Consider the following 20299-nt stretch of genomic DNA (forward strand, 5'->3'; position numbering starts at 1 on the left):
CTGGAGGTAGTTACCATTGTGGGGGGAGGCTAGCTTTTAATGGGGAGTGGTATAGCACCGCCTAGAATGGTTCTTAGCCCCAAAATTTTTTTGTAAGCACTTTTCTCTGTGGAAATTACTTTTCTTGGTACCAGCTCTGGCGTTCCCACCCGTAACCGCAATGTTTCCAGCATTGCCCTCCGTTTACCCCAAAGGGCGGAATTGTGGTTATTTGATTGCGGAGAAGGCACCCAACACCAGTTTTTGCGCAGTGAAGTCAAAATTTCCCAATTGACCCGCATTTTCATTACCCATCTCCATGGCGACCACATTTTTGGGCTAATGGGTTTATTGGCTAGCTCCGGTTTAGCTGGCTCCGGTCAAGGTATTGAAATTTATGGACCGGAAGGTTTAGCAGATTATTTAGAAGCCTGTTGCCGTTTTTCTAGCACTCACCTGGGCAAGCGCCTCAAAGTCCACACTGTCCGAGAAAATGGGCTAATTTACGAAGATAAGGATTTTCAAGTCCACTGCGGTTTATTAAAACATCGCATTCCAGCCTATGGGTATCGAGTGGAGGAAAAGCAACGGCCAGGGCGTTTCAATGTGGAGCAAGCGGAAGCTTTGGGCATTCCCTTTGGTCCTATTTACGGCCAGTTAAAACAGGGAAAAACCGTCACCCTAGAAGATGGTCGCCGAATTCGAGGTCAGGACCTCTGTGAACCACCGGAACCGGGCCGGAAATTTGTTTACTGTACTGATACGGTCTTTTGTGAAGGGGCGATCGCCTTGGCCCAGGAAGCAGATTTACTGGTACATGAAGCCACTTTTGCCCATCAGGATGCCCAGTTAGCCTTTGACCGGCTCCATTCCACTTCCACCATGGCAGCCCAGGTAGCTTTGTTGGCCAATGTCAAGCAGTTAATCATGACCCATTTCAGCCCCCGCTATGCCCCCGGCAATCCCCTGCAACTGGAAAATCTACTGGCGGAAGCCCAAGCTATTTTTCCCAACACCCGTTTAGCCAGAGACTTTTTAACGGTGGAAATTCCTCGTCAAAAAACCGATCCGGCCACAGCAATGTCAACCCCTCAGGCATCCCCTGCATAGCCGACCTTAGCCCGATACAGTAAAGCTTCGTTGCGCCGGTAACCCACGTAACGCACCATCACCATGGTCCCGATTTCTGGCCCTGGCCCTGGACCGATAAATTCGTGGAACTGGGGATCGTAGGGGACTATTTCCCCCACAGTGGCGATCGCCTCCACTTGCCATTGTTGAAGTAGGGTCGCGATGGGTTTGGTGAGGGGTAAAAGCTTTTGGGCTGGCCATTGGGGATTTTGTTGGGCGGCGGCGGCGGCAGTAGGCCATTGCAGTAACCACGGCTCAAGAATTTCTAGAGCTTTTTGTTGCCATTGACTTTCCAGTTGCTGGGATTGATAGATCAATTGCTGTTGCAGTCTGGTATATTCCCCTTGCAATGCCTTAATGGTCTGCTGTAGTTGTTGGTTTTCCTCGATCGCCGCTTGATCTTGTTCTATTTTTCCTAATTCGTTTCCTCCACCCAATTCTTGCCACAACTCTTCTAGGGTTAAACCCAAGGCGATCGCCAATTTGACCATAACACCCAGGGGAATTTGCGCTATCAAACCCCGCTCTAAACGGTAGAGATACCAACTGGAACTGTCTGCCGTTTCTGCTAGTTTAGACAGGGAAGCATAGCCAGCTTGCTCACAAAGTCGCCGCAAATTTTCTCGATAAGGAATATTAGTCATGGGGAATTAACAAAATTATTACAATCAAGTTTTAGCTTGACTTAAACTTATTTTTTACTTTTGTCAGTAAACTTTTAAATTTTAGCCAAGCAATTCTTCTTTGGGTTAAAGGTTCAATAATTTGCTTAAAACTAGGATGATAATCAAAAAATTCGTTAATATCTAACAAGATTGTTCTTAGTCGTTCTAAAATATTTTCTCGACGATACTCCGCCAGCAAACTGGGATCTACCCTGCGCCATTGTCTAGAACCTTTTACCACACCTAGAATCCTTTGACAGTCGTAGTCCAGAGCGTAGCCAGCAATTTTTTCGCAGTTAAATCCAGGGTCTAGATAATCGGAGAGCCCCCCATTGACACTAGAAAAAACATGACAGCCACAGGCCATAGCTTCCATGGGTTGCAGGCCAAAACCCTCACTTACCCCCTGTTGCGCCCAATATTCTGCTGAATCGTAAAGGTACACTTTAGCCCGGTTAAACATTCCCGTTAAATCTTCTACGTAACTGTCAATTATTTTTACGTTACATTGACTCCGTAAAGCCGGAATTAATTGTTTTAATAAATAGTGGGATGATTTACGAGCTTGCACCAACACATCAATGTCCCGGACTAAGCCTAAATCACTAAAATCTTCGGAAATATGATTGGGTAAATAATACAGTAAGGAATGGGGCGATCGTTGTCCCCAATAACCCATGGTGTTGCGGCTAATGCAAACAATGGGCAGAGCTGTCGGTAAATCAAATCCATAGCCAGTGCTGTGGGCATGGTAAATTACCCGATAACCCTGCAATTTTTTTGCTAATTTGGGAATATCAAAGCCCCAACTAATCACAAAAATTACTTGACCTAAATCTCCCTGAGACAAAATATCATCTAAAAAAAGCGTGTTTGGTTCCCGCTGTTTATAGGTAACAATGGTGGCAGGACAAATTTCTTGTACCAGCTTGATGGTTTTTAATTCTGCCCATAGGCCGCCACACGCGAATTTACCCCCTAATCCCGGTAATAAAAAGTAAAGTTTACGCATTGAAGTTTGATTTAAATATACGGAATAAAAATAAGTTAATAAAGATTAAAACACTAAAATAAATCTTAGCTTTTGATCTGAATGTCACTAAAATTAAGCAAACACCACAGTGCGGTTATCATAAACAAGAATTCGATGTTGCAAATGTAAACGCACGGCCCTAGCCAGCACCACCCGTTCCAAATCTCGGCCCTTACGAATTAAATCGTCCACATTATCCCGATGACTAACCCTGACCACATCCTGCTCGATAATTGGACCCTCATCCAATTGGGCGGTGGCATAGTGGGCGGTGGCTCCAATGATTTTTACGCCCCGCTCATGGGCACGATGGTAGGGATTTGCTCCGGGAAAAGCCGGCAAAAAAGAGTGGTGAATATTGATGACATTGGGAAATTGAGCCACAAAATCTGTGGTTAAAATCTGTAGATATTTTGCCAATACCACCAGATCAATTTGATACTGTTTCAACAAGGCCAATTCAGCCGTTTCCTGAGCTAATTTATTCTCTTTCGTAATGGGTAAACAATGGAAATCAATGCCAAATTGGTCAGCAATGGGTTTGAGGTCAGGATGATTACTAATAATGAGGGGAATTTCACAACGCAACTCTCCCGATCGCCAACGCCAGAGAATATCGAGCAGACAATGATCTTGCTTGGACACCCAGAGGGCTAACCGGGGCAACTGGTCAGAAAAATGAATTTGCCAAGTGGCCTGGAGTTGCTCAGCCAATTGGGACCAAGCGGATAACAACTCCGGACGGGATAGGCGAAAATTGTCCAACTGCCACTCCACCCGATTCAAAAATAATCCACTGGAAAAATCCGTGTGCTGGTCGGCGTGGATAATATTGCCCTGGTTTTGATAAATAAACTGGGCAATTTGGGCCACAATGCCAGGCTGGTCAGGACAGGAAACAAGCAGTGTTGCGGTGAGATTTTGCATCAAAGACAAAGGAATACAGCCCTAGGAATATGAGACGATAGTCCACCTTGTCATTTTCCCACTTAGTGCCCCCAGGGAATTTTTCTAACTATGATGGGGAAAATTGAAAAATTTGCCCTAACTCAAAATACCTCAGTTTTTTTTAGTTGTTCTTCCTGATACTCCGCTAAATTACCCCATGGCTAAAATCCCTACTATTGATCGCCGTCAGTTAATCCAATACGGCGGAGCTTTCCTCGGCACTAGCTTGATGGCCACCATACTGGGCAATCAAATGGCTGGTAACCCAGCCGCCCAGGCCCAGTCTGCTAACCAAACGCCCCAGCAACTTTTAACGGAATTGATGGAGGGCAATGGACGTTTTGCCGCACAAAAAAGGGTTAAGGCCAACCAAGACCTCTATCGTCTTGCGGAAGTGGCCCAAGGTCAAAATCCCTTTGCCGCTATCCTTAGTTGTGCCGATTCCCGAGTACCGCCGGAGATTATCTTTGATCAGGGTTTAGGGGATTTGTTCATCTGTCGCATTGCCGGCAACGTCGCAACCCCTCAGGAGGTGGGAAGCTTGGAATTTGGCACCCTAGTTTTGGGAGCAAAGGTGTTGATGGTTTTGGGACACCAAGGCTGTGGGGCTGTGAAAGCCGCCATGGATGGGGGAGATTTACCGGGACAAATTGGCAGTGTGATCAAAAAAATTGATATCGGCTCTGTTACCGATGACAGCAGTAATGCCGCCAGTGTGGTCATGGCTACGAAAGCCAACATTGAACACCAAATGGCAGTGCTCAAACAATCCCCGGTGCTAAGTCAATTGATAGCTGACGAAAGGTTATTGATTATGGGCGCTTACTACAATCTAGAGTCGGGCATTGTAACACTGTTGTAGTTCAATCAATCAAGACATCTTCCCCGGAATCGCTTTGGCTGGCTTCCCATTCCACATTGGGCATGGACTCGAAAGCTTGACGCACATAGGATTCCCACAGGCTACGCATTTTAGCCAGGTAGGGATCTCCCAAGCGTAGTTGTAGTGTATGGCGCACGGAAAAATGATTGGCCTCCACCATGGTCAGATTAATGGGGGGCCCAACGGAAATATTTGACTTCATAGTGGAGTCAATGGAAAGCAAGGCGCATTTGGCCATGGCTTCCAGGGGGGTGTCATAGGTGATGGTGCGGTCCAGCAACGGCTTGCCATACTTAGTTTCGCCAATTTGTAGGAAGGGAGTCTCCTTGGTGGCTTGGATGAAATTACCCTGGGGATAAATCAAGTACAATTCCTGGTGCGGTTCCCCCTTAATTTGCCCTCCCAAGAGGAAATTGCACTGAAAATCAATGCCATCTTTTTCTAGCCATGGTCGGTCTTTTTCCTGCATTTCCCGCACCTTACCGCCGATGTAAGTGGCCACTTCGTGCATAGTGGCAATGTTGTGGAGATGGTCCCCGTCATCCCGCTGGATATCTCGGTCAATCTGATGGAGCACCGCCTGGGTAATGGCTAGGTTGCCGGAGGTGCAAAGAATTAAAATTCGATCGCCAGGGAGGGAATAATCAAATAATTTCTTATAGGCGGAAGTATAATCTACCCCCGCATTGGTGCGGGAATCTGCCCCCATGACCATGCCAAAACGATTAATTAAACCCAAACAATAGGTCATAGCCAAAGTGTGATGATTTTAGTAATTCAAGGGGAGGTGAGACAATTCTGCAACCAAGCGACAATGTCCGCCGCCGTAGTTTGGGATTCCCGCAACTGAAAATAGGGCAACACCACAGTTTTTGGGGCCGGCGTCACCCCCAAAATGGCGATCGGGCCATGGAAAGTGGCCAACTGCTGCCAAAGTTGTTCCAGGTCTAGGGGGGAGGGACTCAACTGTTCGAACAACAGCAGAAGGGGATGACCTTGCTTCCGTTGTAGTTGATGCCAGTAGAACCGCAGTTTAGATAGATTATCAGGGATAGCTCCGTCAAATTCAGGACAATCTTGGTCAAGCATTTGGTCGTAGATATCCACACTGGGATTATCCAAGTTCAAAAATTGACTAGTATCAATCCAAATTATCCGACAACCATTGAGGGGATCACTTTCCCCCTGTAAAGTTTGGGCCAGGGAGTATCGGAAAAAGGATCTTTGTTTAGAACTTTTCCCAGGAATACTGGTGCCGGACACCGCCAGGGGAGTTTGATGCCATGCTTGATAAAAGTCAGCATAGGTCATTTGTCGGGCACAGTACCAAAAAATTTGCCAATGGTCTGCCAAGTTTTCCCCTTGGGGCCGGGCACATAGCTCCCGCAGCTGATAAACCACCGTGGGTAACAACTTACGGGGCACAATTTTGATCAAAGCCTGAGTTCCATCCTGACGGACCCGATCTTCAGGATTTTCCAGCAGTAATCCCACCAGGGCTTGGGTCACTTCTCGATTGTTAGAGCCGATTTGGGCCAAGGTTTTCACCACACCCCGGAGTATTTCTGCCTCAGTATCGGTGCCAACCACACGGATTAGGGCAGCCAACACAGCAGGATTATTTTTTCCCACCAGGGCTAAATCTTGGGCGGCCGCTAGGCGGATACTTTCGTTGTCGCCATTTTGCAGGAGATTGATCAGGGCCATGAGGGCAGAAAGGTTACCTGGATCAATGCTGGCTAGACTGGCGGCGGCCTGTCGTTGGCCATAGGGATCCTCCTTGTTACGCACTAGACGTAGGAGAGTATTAATGGCGATGGGATTACCTGGATCAATGCGCCCTAAAATTTCGGCCCAAGTTTGGAGATGCTCGCTGGTTTCGGTGTTTTCCAACAAATATACCAGGGAAGACAAAATGCCGACGTTCTGGGGATCGACTTTTAGCAGAGCTTGGATAGTTTCATTGAGCAACCAGTCCCCTTCTTCCGTGCGGGGTTGGGCCACGGCTTTTTCCACTAGGGTAGTTAGGGTGGCGATCGCCGAGGGGTCTCCCTGGCCAATTTTGGCCAGACTACTGACAATTAACCAACGGACAAAAACATCCTCCTCCGCCATCAACAGGTCAGCTAAGCCAGCTACGACGGTGGGCGACGGCACTTCCACTTCCCCCAGACTATAGATGGCTTGTTTTCGCAACGGTAGGGGTTGATCTGCTTGGATATGCCTTTGGAGAACGACCAGAGCAGTGGGGTTGCCGGGGTCAATTTTTTCTAGACTTTCGGCTGTCTGGCAGAGAAAAGCCCCAGGGGGATAAAGCCTTAGTTTTTGCAGCAGGCCGGCAATGACCAGGCTGTGGTTTTTGCCCACCACTTCCAAACATTGCAACACCTGACGATGGTGCAGAACCGATAATTTGGGAGAAAGAAAATCCAGCAGAGCTTTAATCACCGGCAAGTTGCCCACGGCACAATGGGCTAAGGTCTGGAGGGCTAGGCTGTAATCTTTTTGGCCAGGGCGCAAAGCCGCCAAGAAAGTAGCTACCCCGGGGGAACTATTGGGATCAATTAAAATCAGTGCGGAGGCAATGGCAAAGCGCAAACTAGATTGTTCATGGAGGGCTAGCTGTTGCTCTAGAACTTCGATCGCCTGGGGAAATCCCTGCCCCCACTGTCCCAGCCATTGGCAGCATTGACCATATATCCGGTCATCTTCGGTGGTTTGTAGAATTTTGAGCAGGGCTTGGAGCACTGGCGCACGGTGGGTTTCAGTCAAAAGCGCCGTCACCCATTTTTGTTGACCCCCATTACCTGCCATGGGCGGCAATCCCTGGGCTAATAATCTGGCCACAATTTCATCGGCCTGGGCAAGGTCGGGACATTCCCTTAGGGCCAGGGCCGCACACTCCAAAGCCCTGAGTCCGTAAAAATTTTCCGGGCTACAACGGTCGTCAAACTCCAACATTGCCTGGAGAAAGGCTTGTTTATTGACTAAGCTGATATCTTCCCTTCCCCACCAAAAGGCCAATACCCTCTGCCACTCTGGATCGAAAATACGATACTGATGCCGATAAATATCCAGGAAAAAGTGCCAATCGGCGATCGCCAGGGCGGCAAAATAATCCCGAAAAGTGTCGTCGGCAAAGCCATAGCCCCTTTCCCAAACGCCTTTGCGCACAGCAGTCTTGGGAATTAACCAGCCCAATTGCAACGCCGAACGCAACAGGGGGGAATCTTTGCCAAAAATTTTTTCCACTTCCACCGGGGCCAGGGGTCGATGGTCAGCTCGGTTTTCCCCCAGCATTTGTTTAGCTAATTGACCCAAAAGCTGGGCCAACTCATCCTGCTGCCCTGGTTTGGTAGGGGCCCATTCACTCTGCCACAGATAAAAAGCCTTGACTAATTTGTTGTACAGAGCTCCACTGCTGACGGGAAAGTCCCCCGGTTGATCTGCCCAAAAGCGACAGCACAGCATTAAGCGCCGGGGACGGAGGAGATAGGGACGTAAATACCTCACCGAGGGATTGGCCAGGGCCTCTTTCAAAGCATTGGCTAGGGCATTGGGCTTACCGGGGTTTTCCGGTTGACCCGGGCGATCGGCGCTGAAATAATCTTCAATGGCGATTTCCACGTTATCAGGATAGACCAGTGGCTCGATTTGATAACGGGTAAAACCGGCCAGTCCCCGGGGATCGTTGCGCCTGGTGTCCGGACGACAACTCAACAGCACCGGAGTGGTGGGCACTTCCGCCAAACTATCCTTGAGCCAGGTAAGGCTGCCTTGGGCCCCGGACATCTGGCTTGGGTCGGTAAAGGTGTAATCAATGCCGTCTAACACTAACCAAAACTGCCCCGTCTGGAGTCCCAGCAGTAAACTATCCCGCCAAGTTGCCGGGAGAATTTCTTCTTCGAGGGCCATGGCTTCTTGTAACCAAGGACCAAATAGATAGTCTTTGATGCTCCGGTGTTTAAAACGAGAGGAGTTAAGCCAGATGGGTAAGCAATGGGCCTGGCCTTCTTGGTGGCGTTGCCAGAGCCCCTGGGCAAAATGTTGCAAAAAAATTGTTTTCCCAGATCCCGCTTCCCCCACGATCGCCAGGTAACGGCTTTTTTCCCCTCCCTCGGCGATGGGAGTTAATAAACTGTCCAAAAATTCCAGGGGGCCATAGCTAGCCGGGGCGTTGTAGCCGCTGGTAGATCCGCTGGCAATAACCTTAAGGGAACGGGGAATGCGACCGGCTTTTTTCACAACCCATTCCGGCTGAGTTTGCACTGAGGTGCAGGGGAGAGCCCGGTAGAGCAACTGTTGACATACCGTGGCCCAGTCGGGGACATTCGGGGAACTTTCCTGGTTATTTTCTTGACCGTGGTGATTGTTCGCTGTCCCTGAAAGGCTGGAGGAGTGGACCATGGTAGTTGCCAACAAGGTGGGGAGGAAGCAGGAATTGGGGGCGATCGCCAGGAATTTTGGGTCACAGGCAGAATAAATTCCCTCTGGCATTCACTGTACCAAATCTACCTACCCTAGAACCGTTGGCCGGGGCAAATAATTACCGACAAATTCGCACTTCCACCAATCATGTAGTTTATTTTGACTATAAAAATAAACTATGATGGGGCCATGGGGTTAGGGTTTCCCAGGTTGATCTGGTCACTGGTCAGCGGGCACCGATGGAAGCTTGGAAAGCCGGTCGTTGCACTAGGCCCTGGACGTAGGCCGCCACCGCAGGATAGTCGTCAAAATTAAGTTTGAGCATGATGGGGACATAGGCCAAAATTGAACCGACGGCCACATCCACCACCGAAAATTTTTCTCCGAGGATAAATGGCGATCGCCCTAAAATTTTCTCCAAAGATTGCAACAGTCGGGGCATTTCCTTTTCCCGCACTGCTTCAATAAATAAACCATTGGCCAGGGTGGAATTGGCAAATAAAATCCACTGGTTAACTAGAGCTCTGGCCTGGGCATCGGCGGGAATGGTGCTAGCTTTTTCCGCTAAGTAAAGCAAAATTGCACCGGATTCCCAGAGATGAAAGTTCCCATCGGCGATCGCCGGCACCTTACCAAAGGGATTAATGGCTAAATAGGGAGCTTGGCGATGTTCCCCTTCCTTGAGGTTAACGTTGACGAATTCGTAGGGCAGGGATAATTCTTCTAAGTACCACTGAATGATGGAGGCTCGACTTTGGGGGGCACCGTATAGTTTGATCATGATTTTTTCTCCGATTTGATGCTGTTTAATCCTAGATGTTGTCCTGGCTTGGGAAACCGATCCCCAGCAGAGTTTTGCAAAAAAGTTATCGCCCTACGGAAGATTAAAAACCACCATATCCTGGCCCACCACCGGCGATCGGGCAATGAGATCCCCTTTTAGATCGTAAATCCACAGTCGTCGGAAGGAAAGTTTTTGGGCCCTCTGCCATAGGGCATCTAGGAGGGTTTGTTGCTGTTTGGGGGACAATTCCTGCCAGGAATCGCCTACCGTCAAGGTCAAGCGACTGGCTAAAAAGTTTGGTTCGATGCGCTCCATCAACTGGGGAGGATAAAGTCCTTCTAAATCTACTAATCCCCGCTGAATCACCGCCAATAAACTCTGTTCCGGAGTTAAGGGGGCCAGGGGCAGGGGGGAAACGGCCACGGGTGCGGGGGGAGAGGGGGCTTCCAGGACTGTGGGTAATCCGGTCTCTTCAACCAAATTGGTTGTCTTTTCGGGAGATGTATTGACGGTATTGGGCGTGGAATCGGCCAGGGGCACCGGGGGCTGCTCTTTAGTCGGCAAAAGCGTTGCTACATTAGCCCATTGGGTCGCTAATTGATCCCAAAGTGGCGGCAGATTAAGGGGGGGAATACCAATCCAAAGGACAATCCCCACCAAAATTCCCAACAGGGCAGTGGCAATGGTGGCCAAAATACCGAATTTCCCTTTTTTACGGGGTTTGACTTTATTAACTTGGGGGGAAGCGCTAACATCTGTTTCTACAGATTCAGCAAAAAAATCGTCCCATTGTTCCGTTTGCAGATCACCAGGTAGGGGGCCTGGTTGCAGAGGGGCGGGGGCAGAAGTTGCAGAACTATTGACCAACACCGCTAAGCGGCTAGCCGTGGCCTGGAGGCGGTCAACGGCTGCTCGGGGAAGTTGGATGCCTTGTTGGGGATTGGCCTGTAACTTTTGAATTACCTGTTCAAGTTGCCCCAGGGTAGCTTCCAGTTGGGATGCGAGGGAGGGGTCTGATGGAGAAAATCGATCAGCCATGGAGATGTTTGCAAATACTGGGCAAAGAGCTCAGGACAACCCTGGGGAGAAGTGCTTGAGGCCAATGGACATCAACGGTTAAAGAAGGAAGGATAGGCCCTAAAACTTGGATTCCAGGGATTTCAGATATTCCGTATTGACGCCGGATTCCCGCACCAAAGCAATTTTGCCCGTTCGAGCCACCTCTTTAATGCCGAACTTGGCCAACATCTGGAGGATTGCCACCATTTTACCCGGGTCCCCCACCACTTCGATGGTGACGGTGTCTTCGGAGATATCCACAATGCGGGCCCGGAATACCTGGGCTAGCTCAATCACTTCCGCTCGGTTAGGGGCATTGGCGCTCACCTTCACCAGCATCAATTCCCTTTCCACACAGGGAGTTTCGGTGATGTCCTGTACTTTAATTACGTTAACCAACTTGTAGAGTTGCTTGGTCAGTTGTTCGATGGTGTTCTCATCCCCCGGCACCACCATGGTGATGCGGGAAACGTCCCCCTGTTCCGCCGACCCCACCGCCAAGCTCTCAATGTTAAAACCACGGCGGGCAAATAGTCCGGCAATGCGGGTTAGCACTCCGGCTTCATCTTCAACTAAAACAGAGAGGGTGTGTTTCATGGGGGGCAAAGAAGGCGATCGCCGGTGGCCATTGGGGTAAAATTCCACCGGTCTGGGTTAGGGCCCAGTCGTGCAAAGTTAGTGAAATTCGTTGATAAATCCAGCCTTATATCCTACCATGCCCGCCGGGCAAGCTTGCATTTTGCAAAATTCCTCACTAGAGTTAGGGAAGCTGAAGAGTAGTCCGTCGGATCTTAAACGATTGTTTTTGCCCTTGCCATAGATTTTTATGAGTGATTTACCCACCCCAGAAGCGCCGGAAATGACCAATCCTGCCCCAGCGGAACCCCCACCCACCTATGTTAAGTTGGCTATGCGTAATATGGTCCGTAAAAAGGGCAAATCCCTAACCCATTTTTTTCTGTCCGCCAGTGCCCTCCTCGGAGTGCTGGTGGGGATTTCCTACCTAACCCGCTAAGGCCATGGTACCTACATCTGTTAACCGGATTGCGGTGGAATTAAGCTTACAAACTGATTTAACTGATTCCGCCATGGCTGCCCCGGAGGTGGAAGAGCTACTAACCAATCCCTGGCAAGGGTGGTGTCAACGGTGGCTGGAATACCTGGCAGATTATCTCCCTCCTGCTTCCAGCTACGAACTCACCTTACTATTCACCGGCGATCGCCGTATCCAAGAGTTAAATCGTAAATTTCGCCACCAGGATAAGCCCACCGACGTGTTGGCTTTTGCGGCCTTAGAAGGAGATTTTCCCTTAATAGAATCTGAAGAAACGGAGGAACCCCTTTATTTGGGTGATATGGTGATCTCCCTAGAACGGGCTGACCATCAGGCTAGGGAACAGGGCCATAGTGCAAAATTAGAAGTCGTGTGGTTAACGGCCCACGGCCTACTCCATCTCCTCGGTTGGGATCACCCCGACGAAGCCTCCCTCACCACCATGTTGTCCGAACAATCCCATCTATTAACTTTAATCGGTCAAAATCCTCCCCTATTAACCTAGAACTTGTAACCCAGGTTACATAGGAGAATTGTTCTGTCGACTACACTGCTCGGAGTCGTAGCTAATGAAATCGGTATATCCCATGTCTTCCCCATCCTCGGCGGTTTTTGCTGATCAGGGTTTATCCGGCAAGGCTAATCAGACCCAGTCTCCCCCTCCCTTAGCTCTGGTGGTGCCTGCCTCCAAGCCCGCTGCTAAAAAGCCATTGAGAAAAAATGCCTGGCAGGTGGCCCCCAATCTCTTGGTAAGTTTTCGTTACGCCTGGGCCGGAGTTAGTTATGCCTTTGCCACCCAACGGAATTTTCGTATCCATACCTTCACAGGGGTAGCGGTCATCACAGCGGGCTTTCTGTTGCATTTGGAGGCAATCGCCGTGGCGGTGCTGGCCCTGACTTCCTGCCTAGTAATGATTTTGGAGTTGTTAAATACAGCCTTGGAATCGGTGGTGGATTTAACGGTGGGGCAGTCCTACCATGAGCTAGCTAAAATTGCCAAAGACTGTGCGGCCGGAGCAGTATTATTAGCGGCGATCGCCGCAGTGATAGTGGGGGGCTGTTTATTATTACCACCACTGCTATCCTTGATGGTCTAATCCCCGTCCACATTTGACCGTAAAGGAGCATTCCAGTTGATTCTGGTCATAGATAACTACGACAGTTTTACCTACAACCTCGTTCAGTATTTAGGCGAATTGGGGCAGAAATACGCCGTGGCCGAAGATCTGAGGGTGTATCGCAACGATCAAATTAGCCTCGAAGAAGTTAAATCCCTCCAGCCCGATGCCATTGTTATTTCCCCCGGCCCTGGCCGTCCCGATGACGCGGGTATTTCCCTCCAGTTAATTGAAAAGCTCAGCGCCTCCACGCCGATTTTAGGCGTTTGCCTGGGGCACCAGAGTATTGGCCAAGTATTTGGGGGCAAAGTGGTGGCCGCCCCGGAATTGATGCACGGCAAAACTTCCCAGATCTATCATCAACAACAGGGCATTTTTGCTGGTCTAGCCAGTCCCGTGCAAGCAACCCGTTACCACAGTCTGATCGTTGAGCGGGAGAGTTTGCCGGAGTGCCTGGAGGTGACGGCCTGGTTGGCCGACGGCATGGTAATGGCTTTTCAGCACCGGGACTATCCCCATGTGCAGAGTGTGCAATTCCATCCGGAAAGTATTCTCACGAAGGAAGGGAAGCAAATGCTGGAAAACTTTCTGCAGAGTCTCGGTTAGGAACTTTTCTCTCAATTCGGCCTAAGTCGGTCAAGGTTTAACCCCCAACCAAGTTACCCCCATTGTTCCATGGCATTCCTAGCCCCAAGGGTGATAGGCTGGGTCAGTGTTTTTGGGTACGCTAGTCAACCTTTGAATCATCTATGTCTGACACACAAAATACCGGCCAAAACCAAGCCAAGGCTCGGCAGTTACTGGGCATGAAGGGGGCCGCCCCGGGGGAAAGTTCCATTTGGAAAATTCGTCTTCAGTTGATGAAGCCCATCACTTGGATTCCCCTGATCTGGGGGGTGGTCTGTGGGGCCGCTTCTTCCGGGGGCTACATCTGGTCAGTGGAGGATTTCCTCAAAGCCCTCACCTGTATGTTGTTATCTGGCCCGTTAATGACCGGTTATACCCAAACCCTCAACGATTTTTACGACCGGGAAATCGACGCCATCAATGAACCCTACCGACCCATTCCTTCCGGGGCCATTTCCGTGCCCCAGGTGGTGACCCAAATTTTAATTCTGTTGGTGGCTGGTATTGGCGTTGCCTACGGCTTGGACGTGTGGGCCCAGCACGATTTTCCCATTATGACAGTGCTCACTTTAGGGGGAGCTTTTGTCGCCTATATTTACTCTGCACCACCGTTGAAGCTAAAACAAAACGGCTGGTTGGGTAACTATGCTCTGGGGGCTAGCTACATTGCCCTACCGTGGTGGGCGGGCCATGCTCTGTTTGGCACCCTCAACTCCACCATTATGGTCTTGACCCTGATTTATAGCTTGGCTGGTTTGGGCATTGCGGTGGTCAACGATTTCAAAAGTGTGGAAGGCGATCGCCAATTGGGGCTCAAGTCCTTGCCGGTAATGTTTGGTATCGGGACAGCGGCTTGGATTTGCGTGATCATGATCGACGTTTTCCAAGCGAGTATTGCGGGATACCTGATTTATGTTCACCAACAGCTTTATGCTACCATTGTGTTGCTATTGCTCATTCCCCAGATAACTTTTCAGGATATGTATTTTCTCCGTAATCCCCTGGAAAATGATGTCAAATACCAAGCCAGTGCCCAGCCATTTCTAGTTTTTGGGATGTTAGCCACCGGTCTGGCCTTAGGTCATGCGGGGATTTGAACTCTCTAACTGAAAGATTAAATCACGCTCAAAAAGCGTGCAATTCCAAGCCCAGGAAGCTAGCAAAAAAGTAGACCGGGCTTGGTTTTACTATTCAATGGGAGAAATGATTGGTCAATTATCCCCGGCGATCGCCGCCCTAAAATCTAAAGGGGATCAACCCGCACCACATTGGTTTGGTCAATGTTGAACCATTCCTGGAGCAAATCATGGTTTTCCGTGCTAGAAATTACTTCATCCACAAAGCGTTTCCAGTCTCCGTCCCCCTGGGGCAGAATGCAGGCATAAAGTTCCGTGGTAATGGGTTGATAAGGTCCTAGAGCGTATTCAGCTGGGTTTTTGCCCTGTTTAAGCAGTTCCCCCACTAGCAAAATGCCATCGCTGACAACGGCCTTCACCTGGCCCCCATCCAATTTAGCAATGCCTTCCTCCCGGTCTTGCACTGGCACCCACTGGGCTAGGGGATAAATTTTGGGGATGATATCAAAGGTGGTGGTGTTTTGAATGTAGGCAATGGGAATGCCCTCCAGGGTGCCATTAATATTAAAACCCTCCACACTGCCTTGTTTCATCAAAAACTTGGCCCCGGAAATAAAGAATGGAGCTGAAAAGTCCACCAATTCCAACCGATCTTGGGTAATGGTGGTGGCTTCACAAACTATATCCAATTCCCCACTGGCGATCGCCTCAAAACGACTCTGGAGGTCAACCCTATCTAAATCAACCGTAATGGTCTTACCCATCTCTTCTGCCAACTTCAAGGCAATTAAGGCCATTAAATCAACCCCATAACCCTCCATTTCCCCATTGGCCATCTCAAAACCAAACGGGACAGCATCGGTGCGGGTTCCAGCCCGTAATTCCCCCGTGCGGGCCACCCTCTCCAACACAGTTTCCGCCTGGACCGGGGCGATCGCCACCAGGCCAGTGGTAAAGGTCAAAGCCAACCAAGTAAAAGCACTTTTGAGCAACATAAATTTCAATCCTTAAATTCGCTTGAATTTACTAAGGGTTTATCCAGGCTCAGGGTAGCGCAATTAGTTCGCTTGGGCCCAGATAAAATCCCATAGGAGACTGAAAATGTTCTAAAACGGCATAATCCCCGGGAACATTTACCAAGAAATCAATCTCAAAAAGTGTTTTTATGTAACTTTGCCAACACGTCATAGGCCTTAAAATCCCCGGCCCGGCGTAGAAACCTCAGGCGATTTTCAATTAATAGTTTGGCATCCGCCCTGGTAATGGGTTCAAATTGGGTATTGTTCGGCGTCGTTTTTACCAAAAAAAATAACCTTTGGGCATAAAGGGTAGTAAAAATCTCCTGATTATCATCCAAGAAACAAATCTGATACAAAAGCCCGAAGGTCGGATGGTTAAGGTAAATTTCGTTACTCATTGAGATCGGGGAGTTAGGGCAAGGACAAATTGCCAACCGAGATGGCTGTCACTGGCTAGAGAAATCTTACCCCTTCCTGTCCCTCCTTAAGCCGTTGGCACGAATTAACCTCAAATTTGCTGTAGTTTTTGATACGGACCGATCCATAGGCACTAAGGCCGGGGGGGCAGTGGTTGCACTTCTTCCTGGTTTTTAAAGTACAAAGGGTCTTGATTAGGGTCTGGGGCTGGCACCAAGGGCTTCATGCTGCGGATTGCTCCCAGGGCCTCCTTAATCATCACCGCCGAAGGCACAGCCACTATTACCCCCAGTAGTCCGCCGATTCTGGCCCCGGTTAACAGGGAAATCAAGACCCAAAAGGGATTTAATCCTGTCACACTGCCCAGTACCCTGGGGGCAATGCCATTTTCAACAATTTGCTGGATCACTAGAGCCACCGCCAGCAGTTGCAACGCCATGCCAATGTCCCGCAGAGCTACCAAAAAAGTAACCAGCACAATGCCCACCGACCCACCAAAAGGAATTAGGGCCATTACTCCCACCGTGAGGCCAAAAAGTAAGCCAAAGGGAACTTTGAGCAGTAAAAAGCCAGAAATCAGCCCCAGGGCCATGCAGGTGGCGGACACCAATTGGCCGAGGAAATAGTTTTGGAAACTGCGGCGTAGAGTATCAGAAAAAGGTTTTTGGAAACGCTCTGGCAACCAACCTATGATGCTTTGCCAAACATCGTCGGTGTGGAGGAGGAGATAAAAGGTCAAAATTATCGTCAACAGTACGTCCAGCAAACGCACTACGGTGAAGACGGTCAAGCTTAGGGCGAGGTTGAGGGTGCTGCCAGCCAAGTTTTGTAATTCGGCCGCTAGGCGGCTGTTAATTTGGGGAATAAGACCATCAAAATTGACCGGCCAACCAAGAATCTCTGCCTTTTGATCCAACAATACCAATTGTTTCTGCCCCGAATCGAGCCAATCCGGTAGGCGGGCCACCAGTTGTTGGGCTTGGGATAGGGCGAGGGGAATGAGGGTTACCCCCAGGGCGGTGAAAATAATCAGGGCGGTGAGGAAAACAAAACTAGCCGCCACAAAACGTTTAGCCCCTTGTTTTTCTAGCCAGGCCACCGGGTAGTTGAGTAAAAAGGCGATGACGGAGGCAATGAGGCTAATAACAAAAAGGGATTCAAAATAACCAAAAATCGAGGACAGGGCCCTGGCATTGAGCACCATTAACGGGGCCCCCAGTACTAACACTAATAGGCGGGTGATGGCATTGAGGGAATTCCACCATTTGAACAACCAATTTTGCGGCGGGGGACTGGGATGATTGTTGGCTGGTTCTGTCATAGTTGGCGGTCTCGCAGAGAGCCTCGATCCAGGGGTCGTGGGAGTGTCAAATCTTTAAGGTCTGGGGCCATTTAGCTTTGATTGTTTCCCTCAATCCGGAGTGACAAAATTTTTGCCATTGGGAAGAGTATCGCCAAAACAGGGTAGCTAAGCTCCCACAGGAGAGGGAAAGCCCCAACAAAATAAAGGTGACTGGGGTAATGACCCCAATACTGAACCAAGAAGCAACGTGGAGCACCATTACTCCACAGACGGTGAGGGTGGCAACGTAGGCAGTGTTAACTGACCAGCGGGGTTGCCCTAGGGCAATTAAAACGGCGCAAATGGTGGTCCAGAGTAAAATTGACGGTACCAGGGCGGCGCAAATGCCAACGCAGTGGCCTCGGGAAAAATCAGCTAACCAGGTAATCAAATTCATACTCTCAAAAAAAAGTTCGGCGGCGATCGCCCATAGGACCGTGCCGCCCATTATATAGCAACAGCCCAAGGAGGGCATGGCAGTGGACTGGGGGCACCCAGAACTGAAAAGTTAAAACGTTCATGATGGTTTTTGCTATGGTTGACGAGAAGGGAAAGGAGGAATGGGGTCGCCATTCTTCGCTTCAACTTTCGGCAAACTTTTAACTTTGTTCAATCCCGCAACCGTCCATGGATACAAACGACTGGCTAAAACAACTCTTGATGATCGGTGTTGGCACCACCACCCTAGTGGCGGAAAAACTCAGCGATGTGAGCGACCAATGGGTAAAGGAAGGCAAAATTAACGCGGACCAGGCCACCGCCTTTGTGGATGATTTGATGAATCAAATTAAAAACGAGCAGGGACAAATTGAAGCAAATTTGGAAAGACAACTGCGCAATATGCTCCAGGATTTGGGTTTACCCCGTCAGTCGGAAATGGACGAGTTGCGGGGACGCATCGATCGCCTGGAACGACAAATCCGTGACCTGGAAAATCAGCGTTGGCGTTAACTACGAGCGGGTATCATTTGCCTTGGTGGACAGTAACAAAATAACTACACCATAGAGTTTATGGAGAATAGGGAACTCGAATCCCTGACCTCTGCGGTGCGATCGCAGCGCTCTACCAACTGAGCTAATTCCCCGAACTGACCCTCCATTTTAACATTCGATGTTGCTGTTCGTTATCTGTTTTAATTTTGTCCTAGCCCTGGGCAATGTCTTCTTAGCCGTTAAGCTTTACTTTGTCTATCGACAGTTACAGCAACTCACCAAGCGTTTAGACCATTGGGAAAGCTGTTGCCATAACCTGTTTGCTCCGGCCCCTGCCCTGTTGACCAATTTGGCCAAAAAAAATCGACATTTACGTCAGCAGTACAATCTCTTGCTAAAACGTTGGTCTGTGATCAAAGGGGTGTTACAAATTTGGCAGTTGGCTAGTCAGGGTCGCTGGTGGGCGAACTTGGTTAATGATTAGGGAAAAATTAAGTTTTACAAAAATTTCCTGGCATAGTTGAAGAAACTTTCAGCAAATTAATCGCAGCAAAACCAATGAAACCCAAAGTGGCGATCGCCTGTCAGGGTGGGGGCAGCCAAACTGCTTTCACCGCCGGTGTAATGAAGGCTCTGTTCGAGAACAAGATGCAAGACCACTTCGACATTGTGAGTTTGAGTGGTACTTCTGGAGGCGCTATTTGTGCCCTACTAATTTGGTATGCCCTGAAAAAAGGAGAAAATCCGGTCTGGAAAAGATTGCTTGATTTTTGGCTGGATAACAGTGCCCAAACCTATCAGGAAAGATTTTTTAATGATTTTGTCATTAGGTCTCTGGAGTTGACCAGCAAAGGCATCGTTCCCCAGTATAGTGTGACTCCCTATTCTCCCCTAGCCCAGACCTGGTTAGCTTCGGCTACCCAAGGGTTACGGAGTCGCTTTACCAATTTAGAAGAATTGTTACAGGCCCATGCCGATTTTTCAGAGTTAGAAACTTGGGGCAAGCAATTAGAGCCCCCGGTACTTTTAATTGGAGCTTGCAATATTCTGACAGGAAAACTAGATAAGTTTAATTCTCGCCAGGAAGCCATAAGAATAGAGCATCTGCTTGCTTCAGCCTGTGTGCCAAATATTTTTCCCACCGTTGTTATTGAAGAAGAGGGTGAAAAAAAAGCTTACTGGGATGGCTTATTTTCTGATAATCCTCCCATTCGTTCTTTATACAGGCAAGATTTTGTCGGTACTGAGAACATTCCCCAGGAAATTTGGGTAATTAAAATTAACCCGACCCAGACCGATAAAATTCCCACCGATGCCGATGACATTGCCGATCGCCGCAATGAGTTGGAAGGGAATGTTTCTTTATTTCAAAGCCTGGATCAAATCGAATTTCTCAATTATTTATTTATAAAAGGAGCTTTTAAAGAGGAGTTTTTACAGGAAGTTGGCATCAAAGAGCCGTTAAAAATACCTAAGTCTTTTCCTGAAGATCCCGACCAAACTTATCATATACCAGCCATTGAAATGTCACCGGAATTGGCTAAAAGTTTAAACTATGAAAATAAATTAGATCGTTGCCCAGAAAACATTAATCGGTTGATTGCCGACGGAGAAAAACAGGGAAAGAAATTTATCCAAACGAGACTCCAACAAATGGGTATTCATGGATTATGAGCAAAAAATATGAGCTTTTATTTTAAGGTCATCAGGGCTAATCATTGTATTTCTTGTCACTTTAATTCCTGCCCATGTACTCACCCAAACCAGCCCATATCCCCAATCGTTCCAATCCTCTAATCAATC

At 48.9% G+C, this 20299-nt stretch carries 22 protein-coding genes and 1 tRNA gene; 10 read left to right on the forward strand and 13 right to left on the reverse strand.

Features of this window, described 5'->3' with window-relative positions; all coding sequences use genetic code 11:
• The first annotated feature begins 108 nt into the window (after positions 1 to 108).
• Complete coding sequence (locus tag BWK47_RS12005) at positions 109 to 1089, forward strand: ribonuclease Z (RefSeq protein WP_162328812.1); 981 nt, start codon at positions 109 to 111, stop codon at positions 1087 to 1089.
• Here the strand turns inward: BWK47_RS12005 and BWK47_RS12010 are convergent.
• The 3 genes from BWK47_RS12010 to purU form a co-directional block, all read right to left on the reverse strand.
• Entirely contained in the window at positions 1071 to 1754 is a 684-nt protein-coding gene (locus BWK47_RS12010; protein WP_162328813.1) for a helix-turn-helix domain-containing protein, read from the reverse strand. The two genes, BWK47_RS12005 and BWK47_RS12010, sit on opposite strands and share 19 nt — an antisense overlap.
• A 31-nt stretch (positions 1755 to 1785) precedes the next feature.
• Positions 1786 to 2787, reverse strand: coding sequence for a glycosyltransferase (locus BWK47_RS12015; protein ID WP_162328814.1), 1002 nt, complete (start codon positions 2785 to 2787; stop codon positions 1786 to 1788).
• 93 nt (positions 2788 to 2880) lie between these two features.
• On the reverse strand, positions 2881 to 3735 hold the full coding sequence (purU, locus tag BWK47_RS12020) for a formyltetrahydrofolate deformylase (protein ID WP_162328815.1): 855 nt from the start codon (positions 3733 to 3735) through the stop codon (positions 2881 to 2883).
• Between the two features lie 178 nt (positions 3736 to 3913).
• Between purU and BWK47_RS12025 the strand changes: the two genes are divergently transcribed.
• On the forward strand, positions 3914 to 4618 hold the full coding sequence (locus BWK47_RS12025; RefSeq protein ID WP_162328816.1) for a carbonic anhydrase: 705 nt from the start codon (positions 3914 to 3916) through the stop codon (positions 4616 to 4618).
• Position 4619: 1 nt separating this feature from the next.
• Here the strand turns inward: BWK47_RS12025 and BWK47_RS12030 are convergent, their stop codons facing one another.
• The 5 genes from BWK47_RS12030 to ilvN all read right to left on the reverse strand — a co-directional run bounded on the left by BWK47_RS12030 (position 4620) and on the right by ilvN (position 11507).
• Entirely contained in the window at positions 4620 to 5390 is a 771-nt protein-coding gene (locus BWK47_RS12030) for a hypothetical protein (RefSeq protein ID WP_010873498.1), read from the reverse strand.
• Positions 5391 to 5416: 26 nt separating this feature from the next.
• Positions 5417 to 9136: an NACHT C-terminal alpha/beta 1 domain-containing protein gene (locus BWK47_RS12035; protein ID WP_162328817.1), complete on the reverse strand. Its 3720-nt coding sequence runs from the start codon at positions 9134 to 9136 to the stop codon at positions 5417 to 5419.
• Positions 9137 to 9293: 157 nt separating this feature from the next.
• A complete protein-coding gene (locus BWK47_RS12040; protein WP_010873500.1) occupies positions 9294 to 9848 on the reverse strand; it encodes a glutathione S-transferase family protein in 555 nt (184 codons plus the stop codon).
• A gap of 93 nt (positions 9849 to 9941) precedes the next feature.
• The gene (locus BWK47_RS12045; protein WP_162328818.1) at positions 9942 to 10889 is read right to left on the reverse strand and encodes a hypothetical protein; all 948 of its coding nucleotides are present in this window, start codon (positions 10887 to 10889) and stop codon (positions 9942 to 9944) included.
• Between the two features lie 99 nt (positions 10890 to 10988).
• Positions 10989 to 11507 carry an acetolactate synthase small subunit gene (ilvN, locus tag BWK47_RS12050; protein WP_014407139.1) on the reverse strand — a complete coding sequence of 173 codons (519 nt, stop codon included), beginning with the start codon at positions 11505 to 11507 and terminating at the stop codon, positions 10989 to 10991.
• 229 nt (positions 11508 to 11736) lie between these two features.
• Here ilvN and BWK47_RS12055 point away from each other — a divergent pair, with 229 nt between their 5' ends.
• From BWK47_RS12055 to chlG, 5 genes are all read left to right on the forward strand, one after another.
• Positions 11737 to 11925, forward strand: coding sequence for a DUF3285 domain-containing protein (locus BWK47_RS12055; RefSeq protein ID WP_010873503.1), 189 nt, complete (start codon positions 11737 to 11739; stop codon positions 11923 to 11925).
• A 4-nt stretch (positions 11926 to 11929) separates the two neighbouring features.
• Complete coding sequence (gene ybeY / locus BWK47_RS12060; RefSeq protein ID WP_162328819.1) at positions 11930 to 12469, forward strand: rRNA maturation RNase YbeY; 540 nt, start codon at positions 11930 to 11932, stop codon at positions 12467 to 12469.
• 64 nt (positions 12470 to 12533) lie between these two features.
• Positions 12534 to 13061: a diacylglycerol kinase family protein gene (locus BWK47_RS12065; protein ID WP_162328820.1), complete on the forward strand. Its 528-nt coding sequence runs from the start codon at positions 12534 to 12536 to the stop codon at positions 13059 to 13061.
• A 36-nt stretch (positions 13062 to 13097) separates the two neighbouring features.
• Complete coding sequence (locus BWK47_RS12070) at positions 13098 to 13688, forward strand: anthranilate synthase component II (RefSeq protein WP_162328821.1); 591 nt, start codon at positions 13098 to 13100, stop codon at positions 13686 to 13688.
• Between the two features lie 143 nt (positions 13689 to 13831).
• A complete protein-coding gene (gene chlG, locus BWK47_RS12075) occupies positions 13832 to 14806 on the forward strand; it encodes a chlorophyll synthase ChlG (RefSeq protein WP_162328822.1) in 975 nt (324 codons plus the stop codon).
• Positions 14807 to 14952: 146 nt separating this feature from the next.
• Here the strand turns inward: chlG and BWK47_RS12080 are convergent, their stop codons facing one another.
• The 4 genes from BWK47_RS12080 to BWK47_RS12095 all read right to left on the reverse strand — a co-directional run bounded on the left by BWK47_RS12080 (position 14953) and on the right by BWK47_RS12095 (position 18011).
• Positions 14953 to 15780, reverse strand: a complete 828-nt coding sequence (locus tag BWK47_RS12080; protein ID WP_010873508.1) for an amino acid ABC transporter substrate-binding protein — start codon at positions 15778 to 15780, stop codon at positions 14953 to 14955.
• A gap of 155 nt (positions 15781 to 15935) precedes the next feature.
• Entirely contained in the window at positions 15936 to 16202 is a 267-nt protein-coding gene (gene pipX, locus BWK47_RS12085) for a transcriptional coactivator PipX (protein WP_010873509.1), read from the reverse strand.
• Positions 16203 to 16354: 152 nt separating this feature from the next.
• A complete protein-coding gene (locus tag BWK47_RS12090; protein WP_162328823.1) occupies positions 16355 to 17542 on the reverse strand; it encodes an AI-2E family transporter in 1188 nt (395 codons plus the stop codon).
• Between the two features lie 46 nt (positions 17543 to 17588).
• A complete protein-coding gene (locus BWK47_RS12095; RefSeq protein WP_020862141.1) occupies positions 17589 to 18011 on the reverse strand; it encodes a hypothetical protein in 423 nt (140 codons plus the stop codon).
• 179 nt (positions 18012 to 18190) lie between these two features.
• On the opposite strand from BWK47_RS12095, the gene BWK47_RS12100 reads away from it, so the two are divergent.
• A complete protein-coding gene (locus BWK47_RS12100; protein WP_020862140.1) occupies positions 18191 to 18514 on the forward strand; it encodes a phasin family protein in 324 nt (107 codons plus the stop codon).
• Positions 18515 to 18575: 61 nt separating this feature from the next.
• Here the strand turns inward: BWK47_RS12100 and BWK47_RS12105 are convergent.
• Positions 18576 to 18648, reverse strand: a tRNA-Ala gene (locus BWK47_RS12105).
• A gap of 26 nt (positions 18649 to 18674) precedes the next feature.
• Here BWK47_RS12105 and BWK47_RS12110 point away from each other — a divergent pair.
• Both BWK47_RS12110 and BWK47_RS12115 read left to right on the forward strand, forming a co-directional pair.
• On the forward strand, positions 18675 to 18980 hold the full coding sequence (locus BWK47_RS12110) for a hypothetical protein (RefSeq protein WP_162328824.1): 306 nt from the start codon (positions 18675 to 18677) through the stop codon (positions 18978 to 18980).
• Between the two features lie 74 nt (positions 18981 to 19054).
• Positions 19055 to 20170 (forward strand): patatin-like phospholipase family protein, encoded by a 1116-nt coding sequence (locus tag BWK47_RS12115; protein WP_162328825.1) that lies wholly within the window; start codon positions 19055 to 19057, stop codon positions 20168 to 20170.
• Positions 20171 to 20299 lie beyond the last annotated feature (129 nt).

Origin of the sequence: Synechocystis sp. CACIAM 05 (genome assembly GCF_010222815.1) — a bacterium.
In the GTDB taxonomy this organism is placed as follows: Bacteria; Cyanobacteriota; Cyanobacteriia; order Cyanobacteriales; family Microcystaceae; genus Synechocystis.